Here is a 16,266-nt window from a genome sequence, read left to right on the forward strand (position 1 = left end):
CATCGAAGATAGATACGACCTCCGACATCGCGTCGAAGGGTCGTCCTCTCCTGCACAATCCCGGCTCGTCGTCGATTCTCCACCGATCAATGCCGGGCCCATCCTGGGCGGACGCCCGGCCGTCACGATGGGGTCGTGCCGGTGCCCGCCGGGCACCCGGGCACCGGCACAACCGAACATCCGCACGGAGCAAGGAGAATCATGTCCGACACCATCACCCTCACCGGGAACATCGCCACCATCCCCGAGCACAAGAAGATCCTCGACGGGGTGGCGGTGACGTCCTTCCGCCTCGCCACGTCGCATCGGCGACTGGATCGGGCCACGGGGCAGTGGGTGGACGGCGATACGAGCTACTACACCGTCCAGCTGTTCCGACAGCTGGCCGAGAACGCCGTCCTCTCGCTGAGTCGGGGCGACCGCGTCATCGTCACGGGCCGCGTGAAAGTGCGCGAGTGGGACACCGGGACCCGACGGGGGACCACCGTCGAGGTCGAGGCGGACGCGATCGGGCACGATCTGAAGTTCGGGACGTCGCGCTTCACGCGCGGCACCGCGTCGCGGTCGACGGCCGAGGCGGCACCGGCCGATGCGTCCCCGGCGGACGCGTGGTCCACCCCCGGTGTGCCGGCCGACGACGCGGCCGAGGCCGTGTCCGAGGGGTGGGCGACGGATGCCCCCGGATCACGCGACGGATCGGGGGACGCCTCCGAGGATGCGGGTGAGCCGGGCCCACCCGTTCTCGTCGGAACAGGGGAGACGCCCTTCTGAGGGCGGTTGCAGGGGGCGTTCGCAGCCACGCCGTAGACTCGGCGCGTGCCTCTGCGGAAACCGGATCACCACGACCGTCGCCCGCTGTCTCCTCTGATCGCTCTCCGCGGCATCCTGATCGGCGGAGTCCTCGCTCTCCTGCTGGCCGGCTGCACTCCGACACCCTCTCCGTCGCCGACGCCCACGGTGCCGGTGCCGGAGTCCACGTCCTCGGTGGAGCCCCCCGCCCCGGCGGGACCGGCTCTCGTTCCGGACGGATCCGCCGAGGACAACCTCCCGTTCTTCACGCAGATCATCCAGGCGGTGTGGAACAGCGACGGACGCGGCGCCGGACGGGCGTACGTGGACGCCCTGGTGGCCGGCGGGTTCGACAAAGCCGCCATGCAGGTCACCGCCGACACCTCCACGGTCGGAAACCCCGCCGAGAGCATCCAGGTGTCGGTCCGCTGGGGAGAGCAGTGCTTGATCGGGCAGGTGGGCGACGCCACCGGGGAGCCGGTCGCCACCGTCCTCGCGGCCCTTCCCGACGGTGCCTGCCTCCTGGGGGAGACACGGCCGATCGACTGGTGAGAAGGGGCGGGGGCCAGGGGCGGGTGAACCGGTGACCGGGTCGCCGACCGACTAGGCTGGGACGCTGACGTCGGGACGTGAAGAGGAGCTGCGAACGGTATGGCTGAATACATCTACTCGATGGTCCGGGCCCGCAAGGCGGTCGGCGACAAGCTCATCCTCGACGACGTCACGATGGCCTTCCTCCCGGGAGCCAAGATCGGCATGGTCGGCCCCAACGGAGCGGGTAAGTCGACGATCCTGAAGATCATGGCGGGGCTCGACACCCCCTCCAACGGCGAGGCGAAGCTGAGCCCCGGATTCTCGGTGGGAATCCTCATGCAGGAGCCCGAGCTGGACGAGTCCAAGACGGTGCTGGAGAACATCCAGGACGGGATCGCGATCAAGGCCAAGCTCGATCGGTTCAATGAGATCTCCGCTCTGATGGCCGATCCCGACGCCGACTTCGACGCCCTGCTGGCCGAGATGGGAACCCTCCAGGAAGAGATCGACGCCGCGGACGCCTGGGACCTGGATTCCCAGCTCGAGCAGGCTATGGATGCCCTCCGCACTCCGCCCGGCGACGCTGCGATCGCCCCGCTGTCGGGTGGGGAGAAGCGCCGGGTCGCCCTGACGAAGCTGCTGCTGCAGAAGCCCGACCTGCTCCTGCTGGACGAGCCCACCAACCACCTCGACGCCGAGAGCGTGCTCTGGTTGGAGCAGCACCTGCAGAAGTATCCCGGCGCCGTCATCGCCATCACGCACGACCGGTACTTCCTCGACAACGTCGCCGAGTGGATCGCCGAGGTCGACCGCGGCCGCCTGATCGGATACGAGGGGAACTACTCCACCTACCTCGAGAAGAAGGGCGAGCGTCTGGAGGTGCAGGGCAAGAAGGACGCCAAGCTCGCCAAGCGCCTCAAGGAGGAGCTCGAGTGGGTCCGCTCCAACGCCAAGGGTCGCCAGGCCAAGTCCAAGGCCCGTCTCGCGCGCTACGAGGAGATGGCGGCCGAGGCCGATCGCACCCGCAAGCTGGACTTCGAGGAGATCCAGATCCCGCCGGGGCCGCGGCTGGGCGGCATCGTGATCGAAGCGAAGAACCTCCACAAGGGCTTCGGCGACCGGTCCCTCATCGACGGGCTCAGCTTCAGCCTGCCGCCGAACGGCATCGTCGGGGTCATCGGCCCCAACGGCGTAGGCAAGACCACCCTCTTCAAGACCATCGTCGGCCTGGAACCGCTGGACAGGGGGAACCTCAAGATCGGCGAGACGGTGAAGATCAGCTACGTCGACCAGTCGCGCGCGAACATCGACCCCGAGAAGACGCTGTGGGAGGTCGTCTCTGACGGCCTGGACATCATCACGGTGGGCAAGACCGAGATCCCCTCGCGAGCCTACGTGTCGAAGTTCGGGTTCAAGGGACCCGACCAGCAGAAGAAGGCCGGTGTGCTCTCGGGGGGCGAGCGCAACCGGCTCAACCTCGCGCTGACGCTCAAGGAGGGCGGCAACCTGCTGCTCCTGGACGAGCCGACGAACGACCTCGACGTCGAGACGTTGCAGTCGCTGGAGAACGCCCTCCTGGAGTTCCCCGGATGCGCCGTGGTCATCACCCACGACCGGTGGTTCCTCGACAGGATCGCCACCCACATCCTCGCCTATGAGGGCACCGAGGAGCACCCCGACAAGTGGTACTGGTTCGAGGGCAACTTCGACGCGTACGAGCAGAACAAGATCGAACGGCTCGGCCCCGATGCCGCGACGCCGCACCGTTCGGCCTACCGCAAGCTCACCCGTGACTGACCCCGTCGTCATCGCCGAGACGACGCCTCTCGGCCGCCGGCTCCACATTCCGATTCCGCTCCGCTGGGGCGATCTCGACGCGTTCAACCACGTCAACAACACCGCCATGCTGAAGCTGCTCGAAGAGGCGCGCGTGCGGGCGTTCTGGCTGCCGGATCCGGGCGAGACCGCCCCCGACACCGCGGTGCTGTCCTCGGGGATCTCCGCCGGCGTCCTCACCCTCATCGCCCGCCAGGAGATCGAGTACCTGGCGCCGGTTCCGTACCAGCGCCACCCTCTCGACGTTCAGATGTGGTTCGGCCGGCTGGGGGGTTCGAGCATCGAGGTCTGCTACGAGGTGTGCAGTCCCCGCGAGACCGCCGCACCCGACGGCACCCAGACGATCTACGCCCGCGCGACCACGGTGGTGGTCAAGGTCGACGCCCGCTCCGGCGCCCCGCTCCGGTTGAGCGCCGAGGAGCGCGCGGCCTGGGAGCCGTACGTCGGACCCCCGCTGGTGTACGCGCACCGTCGCTGAGAGCCGCGCCGCGTCATGCCCCGGCGGGCACCCGCACCATGACCTCTTGTGCGACGCTTGCGACCAGGACGCCCTCGCGCGAGAAGATCCGGCCCTGAGCCAGGCCCCGCCCGCCTCGTGCGCTCGGCGATTCCTGGACGTAGACCAGCCAGTCGTCGACTCGCGCCGGGCGATGCCACCACATCGCGTGATCGAGGCTCGCCACCTTCAGCCCGGGTGTCGCCCAGGCGACGCCGTGCGCGCGCAGGATCGATTCCTGGATCGTCAGGTCGCTGAGGTAGGCGAGCACCGCACGGTGCAGGGCCGGCTCGTCCGGGAGCGCGCGGCGGGTGCGCAGCCACACCGCCTGCCGCGGGACCCTGGCACCCTCGACGCTCACGTAGATCGACGACGGCACGTGCCGGACGTCGACGGGGCGATCGGTGAACAGCCGCTTGGACATCGGATGCAGCCCGGTCAACTGCTCCTCGACATCGGGCAGTTCCTCGGGCGCGGGGAGGTCGTCCGGAAAGCTCGCCTGATGCTCGAGTCCGGGGTCGTCGTCCTGGAACGACGCGATCGCCGAGAAGATGGGCACCCCCGCCTGAAACGCCTGGGTGCGTCGAGTGGCAAAGGATCGGCCGTCGTGGATGCGGTCCACTGAGAAGGTGATCCCCTGCTCGGCGTCACCGGGCCTGAGGAAGTATCCGTGCATGGAGTGCACCGTCCGGCCCTCGGGGATGGTGCGTTCGGCGGCGACGAGCGATTGCGCGAGCACCTGCCCCCCGTACACGCGTCCGAGCGGCATCCGCTGGGACACCCCGGTGAAGATGTCCTCCGTGGTCCGCGCCGACGAACCCTCCAGATCGAGGACCGCCAGCATCGACGCGACGGGGTCGGGGTCGGGGTCTCCGAGCTCGCGCAGTGGACCGGCGGAACGGTCGGAATCGGTCACGCGGCTCCTCCTGTCCGGGCGCGGCACCCGTTCGTTGGTAGTTTAGGTCGGATGTCCGAGCGCCTCCTTCTCGCCGATGGCCATGCCGTCACCGATGCCCTGACCTTCGCCGGCCGGGCCGCGCGACTCGGGGATGGTGCGGTGCGACTTCGCGCCGCCACGGGCACGCTCACGATGTGGGCGGCGGTGCTGGCGCCGCGAGGACTGTTCGACAGCACCCCGACGATCCTCGGGATGCGGGCCATTCGAGCGGATCCGGAACTCGAATGCGACTTCGTCGTCGACGCGACGACCCTGGCCGCCGACGAGACCGCCGCCGCCCTCACGCTGCCCGCGACGGCTCTGGCGCCCGCCTGGGCGGGGATCTCGCCGCCGCAGGGCGGCTGGGTGCCCGGTGGCCGCCTGGCGGCATCCGATCTCGCCTCGCGCGCCCAGTGGGGCATGGCGGCGGTGGCGAACAAGCTCCCGGCCGACGCCGGCGAGGACGTGGTGCGGGTGATCAGAGCGGATGTCTGGGGCGCGCAGGCGGAGGAGCTGGCCGACCTGCCGCTCGGCGTCGCCTTCGCGGCGTTCGGTCTGGGCTTCATCGGTGGCGAGGAGACGGTGCGGATCTTCACGGCACCGTCCTGGACGCGACTGAGCCTCCAGCGCGGACATGTGCTCGTGCGGCGTCCGCCGCGAGAGGGGCTCACCCCGGTCCGACCGACCGGTCGCGCCGACGGCTGAGCGAGCTCGGGTGCCGCGGGTCAGACCGCCGCGGCGGCACCACGGCCGGCGGCCCGGCCGCTGAAGAGGCATCCGCCGAGGAAGGTGCCCTCCAGCGTGCGGTAGCCGTGAACACCGCCGCCGCCGAAACCGCTGGCCTCGCCCGCGGCGAACAGCCCGGTCACGGCTCCGCCGCCCTCGCCGAGAGCGCGGCCGTCGAGATCCGTCTCGATCCCGCCGAGCGACTTCCGCGTGACGATCCCGAGACGCACGGCGATCAGGGGGCCGGCTTTGGGATCGAGCAGACGGTGGGGCGCTGCGGTGCGGATGAGCCGGTCGCCGCGGAACGCGCGCGCGGAACGCAGCAGCGCGATCTGCGCATCCTTCGTGAAGGCGTTCTCGACCTCGCGGTCGCGCGCCTCGACCTCACGGCGCACCTGGTCGCCGTCGAGCGCCTCGCCCCCGTCGAGAGCGCGCATCCCTGCGATGAGGTCATCGAGGGTCTCTCGCACCACCACATCCTCACCGCGGTCGAGGAACGCCTGCACCGGTGCGGCGGCGCCCTTTCCGAGCCGCGACCGGATGAGGAGGGGAAGGTTCTTGCCGGTCAGATCAGGGTTCTGCTCGCTTCCCGAGAGCGTGAACTCCTTCTCCACGATGCGGGACGACAGGACGAACCAGGAGTGGTCGAAACCGGTCTGCCGCAGGTGCGCGAGGGTCCCCAGCGTGTCGAAGCCGGGATAGAGCGGAACGGGGAGGCGCGTGCCGCGCGCGTCGAGCCACAGTGAGGAAGGCCCGGGTAGGATGCGGATGCCGTGGCCCGGCCAGACCGGATCGATGTTGTGCAGACCCTCGACGTAGTGCCACATCCGGTCGCCGTTGATGACCCGCGCCCCCGAGTCTGCGGCGGTCCGCATCATCGATCCGTCGACGTAGGCCGGTACCCCCGCGAGCATCCGCTCCGGCGGTGTCCCCAGTCGGTCCGGCCAGGCCTCACGGACCAGATCGTGGTTTCCGCCGATGCCTCCGGATGCGACGATGGTCGCGCCGGCGGAGATCTCGAAGTCGCCGATGACCTCTCGTGAGCTCGGGCGTCCGCGAGCAGCGCCGGACGGTGCGAGAATCTGGCCCTCCGCGCCGCGGATCGCGCCGTCGTTGCTGATGAGCCCGGTCACCCGGTGGCGGGGGAGGATGCTCACGCGTCCGGATGACTCCGCGAGTTCGACGTCACGGAGGAAGGGTGCCACCACCCCGGGACCGGTGCCCCAGGTGATGTGGAAGCGTGGAACGGAGTTGCCCGGGCCGGTCGCGCCGTATCCGCCCCGTTCGGCCCACCCGACGACCGGGAAGAACGACATCCCCTTGCCGCGCAGCCAGGCCCGCTTCTCGCCGGCGGCGAAATCGAGGTAGGCCTCGGCCCACCGCCGAGGCCACAGATCCTCGGGTCTGTCGAAGCAGGCTGTTCCCCACCAGTCCTGCTGGGCGAGGGGGAGCGAGTCCCGCACCCCCATGCGGCGCTGTTCGGGGGAGTCCACCAGGAAGAGTCCGCCGAAAGACCACCAGGCCTGACCCCCGAGATTGGTCCGCGGCTCCTGGTCGATCAGGATCACTTGCTTGCCCGCCGTCACCGCCTCGGCGGTCGCGACGAGGCCCGCCAGGCCCCAGCCGATCACGAGCACATCGGTCCGAAGGCGCCTCGTCGCGGCCATCACGACCCCTTCGTCGGCTCAAAGGTGTTCACCATCGCGAAGGCCGCGCGGTGGAGGTAGTCCCAGAGGGTCTCCTCGTGGAGGGGCGGGAGGTGCAGCTCGTCGACCGCCGTCCGCATATGACGCAGCCACCGATCCCGCGCGTCGGGGTTGACGTGGAAGGGAGCGTGGCGCATCCGGAGACGCGGATGGCCGCGGTTCTGGCTGTAGGTCGTCGGACCGCCCCAGTACTGCTCGAGGAAGAGCGTCAGGCGCTCCTTGGCCGGTCCCAGGTCCTCTTCGGGGTACATGGGGCGCAGAACGTCGTCGGCGGCCACCTCGCGATAGAAGACGTCCACCAGGCGGACGAAGGTGTCGTGACCGCCGACCTCGTCGTAGAACGACCGTGGCGATGTCTGGGCGTCACTCACCGGCTCGGCGCTCCTTCCGTGGGCATCGTCCCGCGACGCCGGTGTCCAATCTACGCGTCCGCATCGGGGGGCGTCGCGGGCCCGGCGGGCGGCGCGGTGTCGGGAGCGGGCGGGGTCTCCCGCGGGCGTCGGGGACGCAGCTTGGGTCGCCAGACCGGTCTCTCCGTGGCGATCGGCACGGGGGTGGGTTTCGTCTTGGGCGGGTTCGCGCCGCGCACGCGGTGGGCGCCGTCGTGCCCCTCGAGCCGCACCGTCGAGATGGTGGTGACACCGAGGCCGAGGTCGTCGGTCGCGCGCTTCAGTCGCATCCGGAGCTCCTTGGCGACATCGTCCTTGGCGTGCGCGCGCGTGCGGATCACCACCCGGAGCACAAGTGTCTCGCCGGTCACCGCCTCCAGTCCCCAGACCTCGGGGCGGTCGACGATCCGCGAGCGCCACTTGGGGTCCTTCGCCAGGCCCGCCGCGGCATCCTGCAGGGCGTGCTCGACCTCGTCGATGTCGGAGTCGGCGGGGACGCCGACGTCGACGATGACCCGAGACCATCCCTGCGACAGGTTGCCGATGCGGGTGATCTCACCGTTCCGGACGTACCAGAGGGTGCCGTTGACGTCGCGGACGTGCGTGACGCGGACGCTGACGTATTCCACGATGCCCGTGGCGAGCCCGAGATCGACCACGTCGCCGATCCCCACTTGATCCTCCGCGACGATGAAGATGCCGTTGAGGACGTCCTTGACGATGTTCTGGGCGCCGAAGCCGAGGCCGGCGCCGACGGCCGCGGTCAAGAGGGTGAGCGACCCGAGGATGTTCGGGTTGATCACCGAGACGATGAGCAGCAACGCCACGACGATGATCGTGACCCCGACGATGTTCTGCAGGATCGAGCCGAGCGTGCGGGTCCGCTGAACGACGCGCACCTGCGCGACGGGGGAGCGCTCCAGCGCCTGCGTGTCATCGACGCGCGCGCGGTTCTTGGCGCCCGAGACGATGCGATCGACGACCCTGCGGATCACGGCGCGGAGGATGATGGCGATGACCAGCGCCGCCACGACGATGATCGCGACCTGCAGGGCGCGCATCCCCACGTCCCGAAGGATCAGCAGGATCCCCTCCCACGTGAACATGTCTGCCGAGGCCCCTACTGCGCGTCGCGCTCCTGCACCGCCAACGCGCGCTCGACGCCGGCGAGGTTCTCCTGCACGAGACGCCGCAGGGCGGCCGGCGCGTCCGCGTGGGCGGCGAGCCAGGCCCGGGTCGCATCGCGCAGCGCCGTGTCCGCCAGCGGCGCCGGGTAGAGACCGGCGATGAGGTACTCGGCGATCTTGTACGTGCGCGACTCCCAGATCGGCAGCAGCATGTCGAAGTACGGCTGGACGTATCCGGCGAGCAGTTCGCGACCGGCGGGGTTGACGAATCCGAGCGAGGCGGACCGCACCACGGTGTTGGGGAGGTCGTCGCGGTCGACCAGCGACGCCCATGCGGCGCGCTTGGCCTCGGGGAAGGGCAGGGCGGCGCGCGCCTGCGCGGCGAACTCGCCGCCCTTGGCGGTGTTGTCCGCGGCGAGGGCGGTCTCGATGTCGCCGACCGAGGCGACCCCGCCGGCGGCGAGCGACACCAGCAGCTGCCAGGACAGATCGGTGTCGATCTCCAACCCGTCGAGGACGACCTCGCCGTCGCGGAGGCTCTTGACCGCCGCCCACTGCTCGTCGGTGGACGCGGCCGCGGCGAAGGCGGTCACGAACTGCAGCTGACTGTCGCTACCGGCCGGCGCGTTCTGGGCGAGCGCCCAGAGATGGCCGGCGACCCGGCGACGGGTGTCGTCACGCCGGTCGGGCGCGACGTAGGAGTTGGCCGCCAGCAGCAGCTGCGCCAGGGTCGTGCGCACCGTCGTCGACTCGGTCTCGGAGGCGATGTTGCGCAGCACGAGGTCGACGTAGTCGGTGGCCGAAGCCTCGGCATCCCGCGTCTGGTCCCACGCCGCGCCCCACACCAGGGAGCGGGCGAGGGGATCGGAGATCTTGGAGAGATGGTCGATGGCCGTCTGCAGGGAGCGCTCGTCCAACCGGATCTTCGCGTAGGCGAGGTCTCCGTCGTTGAGGAGCACCAGATCGGGGCGGACGAGCCCCGCGAGTTCCGGTACCTCGGTGCGGTCGCCGTCCACATCCAGCTCCACCGCGTGGGTGCGCTCCAGGGCGTCGCCCCGGAGGCTGTAGAACCCGACTCCGAGACGGTGCGGACGGATGGTGGGATAGTCGGCCGGCGCGGTCTGGATGATCGCGAAGCGACGGATCGTGCCATCGGGCGACTCGTCGATGACGGGGGAGAGGGTGTTCACCCCGGCGGTCTCGAGCCACTTCTTCGACCAGGTGGTGAGCTCGCGGCCGCTCGTGGTCTCGAGCTCGGTCAGCAGGTCCGACAGCTCGGTGTTGGACCACTCGTGCTTCCGGAAGTACGCCGAGACGCCCGCGAAGAACGCGTCGATCCCGACCCACGCGGCGAGCTGCTTGAGGACCGAGCCTCCCTTGGCGTAGGTGATGCCGTCGAAGTTGACCTGGACGTCCTCGAGGTCGTTGATCTCGGCGACGACGGGGTGGGTGGAGGGGAGCTGATCCTGACGGTAGGCCCAGGTCTTCTCCATCGCGTTGAACGTCGTCCACGCCTCGGTCCACTCCGTCGCCTCGGCGGTGGCGATCGTGGAGGCCCACTCGGCGAACGACTCGTTCAGCCAGAGGTCGTTCCACCACTTCATGGTGACGAGGTCGCCGAACCACATGTGGGCGAGCTCGTGGAGGATGGTGACCACGCGACGCTCCCGCACGGCGTCGGTCACCTTGCTGCGGAACACGTAGGTCTCGGTGAAGGTCACCGCTCCCGCGTTCTCCATCGCGCCGGCGTTGAATTCGGGCACGAACAGCTGGTCGTACTTGGCGAACGGGTAGGGGTAGTCGAACTTCTCCTCGAAGTAGGCGAATCCCTGGCGGGTCTTGTCGAAGACGTAGTCGGCGTCGAGGTGGGCCCACAGGCTCTTCCGGGCGTAGACACCGAGCGGGATGACCCGGCCCGACGCGCTCGTCAGCTCCGAGAAGGTCTTCTCGTACGGCCCGGCGATGAGCGCGGTGATGTAGGACGAGATGCGCGGCGTGGGCTCGAAGCGCCAGGTCGCCGTCCCGTCGCCGTGGCGGGCGGGCTCGGGGGTGGGGGAGTTGGAGACGACCTCCCAGGGCTCGGGAGCGGTCACGGTGAACCGGAACGTCGCCTTGAGGTCGGGCTGCTCGAAGACGGCGAACACGCGGCGGGAGTCGGGGACCTCGAACTGCGAGTAGAGATAGACCTCGCCGTCGACGGGATCGACGAAGCGGTGGAGGCCCTCGCCGGTGTTGGTGTAGAGGCAGTCGGCGTCGATGACCAGCTCGTTGTCCTCGGCGAGGTCATCCAGCGTGATGCGGGACTCGGCGAAGGCCGTGGCCGGATCGATCGAGCGGCCGTTGAGAGTGATCTCGCGCACCTCGCGCGCGATCAGGTCGATGAAGGTCGCGCTACCGGATCGGGCACGGAAGCGGACCACCGTCCGCGAACCGAAGATCTCGCTCCCCCGGGTGAGGTCGAGATCGACCTCGTAGGAGTCGGTGTCGACGACGGCACGACGCTCCTGCGCCTCGAGGCGGGTGAGGTTCTCTCCTGGCACGGCTGTTCTCCCGGGGTCTGGGGGTAGACGAAGCGGCGTGGCCCTGTGGCACCGGCACCGCTGACAACTGCACCAGCCTACGCCCGGCGCCAGCGCGCTCGTGCGATGCGAGGATGGCAGGGTGACCGATCTCGCCCCCCAGGACACCGCCTCCGACACGCCCACGGTTCTTTTCGCCTCCCCGGCCGCCGCCTCGGGATCGCCGCACGTCGAGACACCCGTGGCCTACGACGCCGTGCTGCTCGCCGGCTTCGGCGGCCCCGAGGGGCAGGACGACGTCATCCCGTTCCTGCGCAACGTCACGCGCGGTCGCGGCATCCCCGACGAGCGTCTCGAGGAGGTCGCTCACCACTACCGTCACTTCGGCGGCGTCAGTCCCATCAACGCCCAGAATCGGGCGCTGAAGGCCGCCCTCGAGGCAGAGCTCGCCTCGCGCGGCATCGATCTGCCCGTGTACTGGGGCAACCGGAACTGGGCGCCCTACCTCGACGAGGCGGTGCGCGAGGCCGTCGACGCCGGCCACACGACGCTGCTCGGCCTCGCCACAAGCGCCTACAGCTCGTTCTCCAGCTGCCGGCAGTACCGCGAGGACTTCGCGCGTGCGCTCAACGAGACGGGCCTGGGCGACACCGTGACCATCGACAAGGTGCGTCAGTTCTTCGACCACCCCGGGTTCGTCCGTCCCTTCGTCGACGGCGTCCACGCCGCGATCGCCGAGCTGCTGGGCGACGGCATCGCGCCCACGCGCATCCGGGTGCTCTTCTCCACCCACAGCATCCCGACGGCGGATGCCGAGCGGTCCGGCCCGCGAGACCGCGACTTCGGACCCGGCGGCGCCTACGAGGCGCAGCACCTCGCGGTCGCCGAGGTCGTGATGGCCGACATCGCCGCGGAGATCCCGGCGGCGGCGGACGTGCCCTGGCAGCTGGTCTACCAGTCCCGCTCGGGCCCGCCGACCCAGCCCTGGCTCGAGCCCGATGTCGTGGACGTCATCGAGGGGCTCCCCGACGCCGGCGCGGAGGCGGTCGTCATCGTTCCGCTCGGGTTCGTCAGCGACCACATGGAGGTCATGTGGGACCTCGACACCGAGGCGATGGAAGCCGCGGAGGAGGCCGGCCTGCGCGCCGTGCGGACGCAGACACCGGGAATCGACCGCGCGTACGTGTCGGGCCTGGTCGACCTCATCGAGGAGAGGCTGAAAGGCACGCCCGCCGCGGATCGGCCGCACCGCACCGACCTCGGACCGTGGTTCGACGTCTGCCGTCCGGGGTGCTGCGAGAACGTCCGAGCCGGATTCAAGCCGGCCGCATCGGGCATCGCCCCCTGAGCCCCGACCCCGTCGAGAACGCGCGGCTTCCCGCCCGTTCCGCCCCCTTCCGCCTCCCTAGGATGAAGGCCATGCGCATCCACATCGCCACCGATCACGCCGGTCTCGAGTTCTCCACGCAGCTGCAGCACCACCTCGCCGCTCAGGGGCACCAGGTCATCGACCACGGACCGATCGAGTACGACGCGCTCGACGACTACCCCGCGTTCTGCATCCGCGCCGCGCAGGCGGTCGTGCGCGACCAGTCCGCGGGGCTGGAGGCGCTCGGAGTCGTGTTCGGCGGATCGGGCAACGGCGAGCAGATCGCCGCGAACAAGGTCGACGGCATCCGCGCCGCACTGGTGTGGAGCATCGCCACCGCCGAACTGGCGCGCGAGCACAACGACGCGAACGTCATCGCCATCGGAGCGCGCCAGCACACCTTCGATGAGGCGTCGGCGTTCATCGACCGCTTCATCGCGACGCCGTTCTCGCGGGAGGAGCGACACGAACGACGGATCGCGCAGATCGCCGCCTTCGAGCGGGACGGAAGCCTCGAGCCCGACCCTCGCGCCGGCGAGGCGGGGACCACCGGCGACGTGCAGGCCGACGTGCTGGCCGACGAGACGAGCTCGTTCGACCCCGAGGCCGGCTGACCGCGGTGCCCGAGGGCCATTCCGTCCACCGCATCGCCCGGCAGATCGCGCAGAACTTCGTCGGACGCGAGGTGGCCGCCTCCAGTCCTCAGGGCCGTTTCGCCGAGGGAGCGGCGCTCATCGACGGACGCGAGGCCCTCGAATCCCGCGTGGTGGGCAAGCAGATGTTCGTCCGGTTCGACGGCGATCTTTGGCTTCGCGTGCACCTCGGTCTCTACGGCGCGTGGGATTTCGCGGGGGAGATCGTCAGCGATCCGGCGATCGCCGCCTCCAACGGCCGGATGGCGCGCACCGGTCGGCGCGGGATCGCGTCGGAGGCGATCCTCGATACCGCGGGCGAGAACTCGCTGACCTCGATCGGTGCGCCCCGGCGGACGCGCGGACGCGTGCGGATGTCGGAGCAGACCACGGGTCTGCCGGGCGAGGACGAGGCGGAATGGCCCCCGCCGGTGCGGGGCCAGGTGCGGCTGCGGCTCCTCACCGATCTCACCTGCGCAGACCTGCGCGGACCGACCGCGTGCGTGATCCAGACCCCCGAAGAGGTGGAGCAGTCCCTCGCCAAGCTCGGCCCCGATCCCCTCGTCGACGACGCCAACGAGGGGGAGGAGCGTGTCGTCGCCCGCGTGCGACGGACCGTCACGCCCATCGGGCTGCTCCTGATGGACCAGAGCGTCGTCAGCGGCATCGGGAATGTGTACCGGGCCGAGCTGCTCTTCCGTGCCAGGCTCAACCCGCACACCCCGGGCAGGGAGGTTCCCGTGCAGACGGTGCGCGAGATCTGGCAGGACTGGTCACGGCTTCTGCGCATCGGCGTCGAGACCGGACAGATGATGACGCGGGACGACCTGAGCGCGAAGGAGCGGCGCAGCGCCATGGCGCGCAGGGAGCACCGGCACTGGGTCTACGGTCGTGCGGGGCTTCCGTGCCGTGTCTGCGGCACCTCGGTCGTCGTGGAGGAGGCGGCGTCGCGGAAGCTCTACTGGTGCCCGTCCTGCCAGGCGTGAGCTGATCCTAGGCTGGGAGGATGCGTCAGAACCCGAGCTTCGCGATGACGGATGTGACGGAGCTGCGTCGCCTCGTCGATCTCCATCCCTGGGCGACGATCGTCAGTGCCACCGAACAGGGACTGGTCGCCTCCCACTACGTCGTGCTCCTCGACGACGACCGCGACGACCTCACGATCGTGGGCCACGTCGGCAAGCCGGATGACCTCATCCACGGTCTCGGCACGCGCGAGCTGCTCGTCGTGATCCAGGGCCCCCACGGCTACGTCTCACCGGGGTGGTACGGCGACGTGCCGGCGGTCCCGACGTGGAACTTCGCCGCCGTCCACCTCTCGGGGGTGCCCGAGATCCTTGACGCGCAGGAGAACCTGCGGGTCCTCGATCGCGTGGTGGCCCGCTTCGAGTCGGCGATGCCCGAGCCCCGCCTGATGTGGGAGCGGCCCAACGACGCCGCGTTCGTCGAACGGCTCGAGAGGGGGACGGTCGGGTTCCGCCTGACGCCCACCCGCATCGTGGCCAAGCGCAAGCTCAGCCAGAACAAGCCGGCCGACGTCGTCCGGGCCGTGATCGACGGCCTCGCCGAGGAGGGCCCCCACCACAACCCCGCCCTGGCAGCCGAGATGGAGAGGGCGCTGATCGCGAGGGCGGACGCGGGGAGCACCGCGTGAACGTCGGAGAGCACGTCGCCGTCATCCGGGGCGCTCGCGTCCGAGGCCCCGGCCGCGCACTCCTCCCGGTCGTCGACGACGGAGACCGGGTGGATGTGTTCCTCGCCGACGGCGCGATCGTCGACATCGCCCCCTCCGGCGTCGTCCGGCCGGTCGGGCCGGTGCTCGAGGCTGATGGACGATTCCTCATCCCGGGACTCTGGGACCACCATGTGCACGTGACGCAGTGGGCTCTCGCCGCCGAACGGGTCTCGGTCGTCGACGCGACGACGGCCGTCGAGGCGGCGCGGCGGCTGGCCCAGGCTCCCGTCCTCGGCGACGGGAGGCGGGTCGGCGTCGGTTTCCGAGACGCCCTGTGGCCCGACCGTCCGAGCGTGGCGCTGCTGGACGCGCACACCGGCGACGTCCCCACCTATCTCATCAACGCCGACGTCCACAGCGTGTGGCTGAACTCCGCCGCACTCCGGCGCGAATCGCTGTCGGCCGACGACAGCGGCATCCTGCGCGAAGCCCCCGCGTTCGAGGTGTCGCGCCGCCTCAACGCCGTCCCCGCCGCCCACGCCGATGACCTCGTCGAGAGGATGGCCCGCCGCGCGGCCGCCCGCGGGGTCGTGGGTCTGGTGGATCTCGACATGGCCTGGAACGAGGAGGCATGGACCCGCCGCGCAGAACGGGGATTCGACACGCTACGGGTGTCGTTCGGCATCTACCCGGAGCATCTCGATCGTGCGATCGCCCAAGGTCTTCGCACCGGGGATCCGCTTGGCGGGGATTCCGATCTCCTCCGCGTCGGACCGCTCAAAGTGATCACCGACGGCTCGCTCGGCACCCGGACCGCGGCCTGCTCCCACCCCTACGCAGGCTCCGCCGACGATCGGGGACTGCTCACGGTCCAGCCGGGTGAGCTGGTCGAGATGATGACACGGGCGACCGCGGCCGGGCTGTCGTGCGCCATCCACGCCATCGGAGATGTCGCGAACTCCCACGCCCTGGACGCGTTCGCGCTCACCGGCGCCACCGGCACGATCGAGCACGCGCAGCTGGTGGGCGCGTCGGACATCCCTCGATTCGCCCGTCTCGGCGTCGGTGCGAGCGTCCAGCCCGAGCACGCCGTCGATGATCGCGACATGACCGATGAGATCTGGGCCGCGCAGACCGCGACCCCCTATCCGCTCCGCGCCCTCGCCGACGCCGGCGCCACCCTGCTGTTCGGGTCGGATGCCCCGGTCTCGCCGTTGGACCCGTGGGCGGCGCTCGCGGCGGCCGTCCACCGGACGCGGGGAGGCCGGCCGGCGTGGCGCCCCGAGCAGGCACTGGATCCGGAGACGGCGCTGGCGGCGTCGACGCGCGGCGGGTCGACCGATCCGACAGCGGTCCGCCCCGGCGCTCCGGCCGACCTCGTCCTGTGCGAGACCGATCCGCTCGTCGCGTCCGAAAGCGAGATGCGCGGGATGTCGGTAAAGGCGACACTCCTCGCGGGTCGACTCACGCACCTGGGGTGAGCACCGATCCGACGCGCTTCCTCGGACACAGCCGAAGGCCCCGACCCTCC

The 16,266-nt window shown here is 70.2% G+C and carries 15 protein-coding genes; 10 read left to right on the forward strand and 5 right to left on the reverse strand.

The window, feature by feature from the left end:
• The first annotated feature begins 201 nt into the window (after positions 1–201).
• From ssb to T9R20_RS08740, 4 genes are all read left to right on the forward strand, one after another.
• Positions 202–771, forward strand: coding sequence for a single-stranded DNA-binding protein (ssb, locus tag T9R20_RS08725; protein ID WP_322408909.1), 570 nt, complete (start codon positions 202–204; stop codon positions 769–771).
• 45 nt (positions 772–816) lie between these two features.
• Positions 817–1,341: a DUF6993 domain-containing protein gene (locus T9R20_RS08730; RefSeq protein ID WP_322408910.1), complete on the forward strand. Its 525-nt coding sequence runs from the start codon at positions 817–819 to the stop codon at positions 1,339–1,341.
• A 99-nt stretch (positions 1,342–1,440) separates the two neighbouring features.
• On the forward strand, positions 1,441–3,120 hold the full coding sequence (gene ettA / locus T9R20_RS08735) for an energy-dependent translational throttle protein EttA (RefSeq protein WP_322408911.1): 1,680 nt from the start codon (positions 1,441–1,443) through the stop codon (positions 3,118–3,120).
• On the forward strand, positions 3,113–3,637 hold the full coding sequence (locus T9R20_RS08740; RefSeq protein ID WP_322408912.1) for a thioesterase family protein: 525 nt from the start codon (positions 3,113–3,115) through the stop codon (positions 3,635–3,637). Before ettA ends, T9R20_RS08740 begins: the two co-directional genes overlap by 8 nt.
• 13 nt (positions 3,638–3,650) lie before the next feature.
• On the opposite strand, the gene T9R20_RS08745 is transcribed toward T9R20_RS08740, so the two are convergent.
• Complete coding sequence (locus T9R20_RS08745) at positions 3,651–4,499, reverse strand: acyl-CoA thioesterase II (protein WP_322412147.1); 849 nt, start codon at positions 4,497–4,499, stop codon at positions 3,651–3,653.
• Between the two features lie 123 nt (positions 4,500–4,622).
• Here T9R20_RS08745 and T9R20_RS08750 point away from each other — a divergent pair, with 123 nt between their 5' ends.
• Positions 4,623–5,297 (forward strand): hypothetical protein, encoded by a 675-nt coding sequence (locus tag T9R20_RS08750; protein WP_322408913.1) that lies wholly within the window; start codon positions 4,623–4,625, stop codon positions 5,295–5,297.
• Between the two features lie 20 nt (positions 5,298–5,317).
• On the opposite strand, the gene T9R20_RS08755 is transcribed toward T9R20_RS08750, so the two are convergent.
• The 4 genes from T9R20_RS08755 to pepN are packed head-to-tail and all read right to left on the reverse strand — an operon-like array spanning position 5,318 to position 11,080.
• A complete protein-coding gene (locus T9R20_RS08755; protein WP_322408914.1) occupies positions 5,318–6,985 on the reverse strand; it encodes an FAD-binding dehydrogenase in 1,668 nt (555 codons plus the stop codon).
• Positions 6,985–7,395 (reverse strand): globin, encoded by a 411-nt coding sequence (locus T9R20_RS08760; protein WP_322408915.1) that lies wholly within the window; start codon positions 7,393–7,395, stop codon positions 6,985–6,987. The genes T9R20_RS08755 and T9R20_RS08760 overlap by 1 nt, the downstream gene beginning before the upstream one ends.
• Positions 7,396–7,445: 50 nt before the next feature.
• Entirely contained in the window at positions 7,446–8,519 is a 1,074-nt protein-coding gene (locus tag T9R20_RS08765; RefSeq protein WP_322408916.1) for a mechanosensitive ion channel family protein, read from the reverse strand.
• 14 nt (positions 8,520–8,533) lie between these two features.
• Positions 8,534–11,080, reverse strand: coding sequence for an aminopeptidase N (gene pepN, locus T9R20_RS08770; protein ID WP_322408917.1), 2,547 nt, complete (start codon positions 11,078–11,080; stop codon positions 8,534–8,536).
• A gap of 121 nt (positions 11,081–11,201) precedes the next feature.
• On the opposite strand from pepN, the gene T9R20_RS08775 reads away from it, so the two are divergent.
• The 5 genes from T9R20_RS08775 (at position 11,202) to T9R20_RS08795 (ending at position 16,216) form a co-directional block, all read left to right on the forward strand.
• Complete coding sequence (locus tag T9R20_RS08775) at positions 11,202–12,407, forward strand: ferrochelatase (protein ID WP_322408918.1); 1,206 nt, start codon at positions 11,202–11,204, stop codon at positions 12,405–12,407.
• Between the two features lie 71 nt (positions 12,408–12,478).
• Positions 12,479–13,042: a ribose-5-phosphate isomerase gene (locus tag T9R20_RS08780; protein ID WP_322408919.1), complete on the forward strand. Its 564-nt coding sequence runs from the start codon at positions 12,479–12,481 to the stop codon at positions 13,040–13,042.
• 5 nt (positions 13,043–13,047) lie between these two features.
• Complete coding sequence (locus T9R20_RS08785) at positions 13,048–14,046, forward strand: Fpg/Nei family DNA glycosylase (RefSeq protein WP_322408920.1); 999 nt, start codon at positions 13,048–13,050, stop codon at positions 14,044–14,046.
• A 20-nt stretch (positions 14,047–14,066) separates the two neighbouring features.
• Positions 14,067–14,714, forward strand: coding sequence for an FMN-binding negative transcriptional regulator (locus tag T9R20_RS08790; RefSeq protein WP_322408921.1), 648 nt, complete (start codon positions 14,067–14,069; stop codon positions 14,712–14,714).
• On the forward strand, positions 14,711–16,216 hold the full coding sequence (locus T9R20_RS08795; protein WP_322408922.1) for an amidohydrolase: 1,506 nt from the start codon (positions 14,711–14,713) through the stop codon (positions 16,214–16,216). Before T9R20_RS08790 ends, T9R20_RS08795 begins: the two co-directional genes overlap by 4 nt.
• Positions 16,217–16,266 lie beyond the last annotated feature (50 nt).

The organism is Microbacterium invictum, from assembly GCF_034421375.1.
GTDB classification, from domain to species: domain Bacteria; phylum Actinomycetota; class Actinomycetes; order Actinomycetales; family Microbacteriaceae; genus Microbacterium; species Microbacterium invictum_A.

What these genes read in the sequence shown, in the direction of transcription:
- ssb (WP_322408909.1), top strand. Translation starts at nt 202, where the DNA reads ATGTCCGACACCATCACCCTCACCGGGAACATCGCCACCATCCCCGAG.
- ettA (WP_322408911.1), top strand. Translation starts at nt 1,441, where the DNA reads ATGGCTGAATACATCTACTCGATGGTCCGGGCCCGCAAGGCGGTCGGC.
- T9R20_RS08745 (WP_322412147.1), bottom strand. Translation starts at nt 4,499, where the DNA reads ATGCTGGCGGTCCTCGATCTGGAGGGTTCGTCGGCGCGGACCACGGAG.
- T9R20_RS08750 (WP_322408913.1), top strand. Translation starts at nt 4,623, where the DNA reads ATGTCCGAGCGCCTCCTTCTCGCCGATGGCCATGCCGTCACCGATGCC.
- T9R20_RS08755 (WP_322408914.1), bottom strand. Translation starts at nt 6,985, where the DNA reads ATGGCCGCGACGAGGCGCCTTCGGACCGATGTGCTCGTGATCGGCTGG.
- T9R20_RS08765 (WP_322408916.1), bottom strand. Translation starts at nt 8,519, where the DNA reads ATGTTCACGTGGGAGGGGATCCTGCTGATCCTTCGGGACGTGGGGATG.
- T9R20_RS08780 (WP_322408919.1), top strand. Translation starts at nt 12,479, where the DNA reads ATGCGCATCCACATCGCCACCGATCACGCCGGTCTCGAGTTCTCCACG.
- T9R20_RS08790 (WP_322408921.1), top strand. Translation starts at nt 14,067, where the DNA reads ATGCGTCAGAACCCGAGCTTCGCGATGACGGATGTGACGGAGCTGCGT.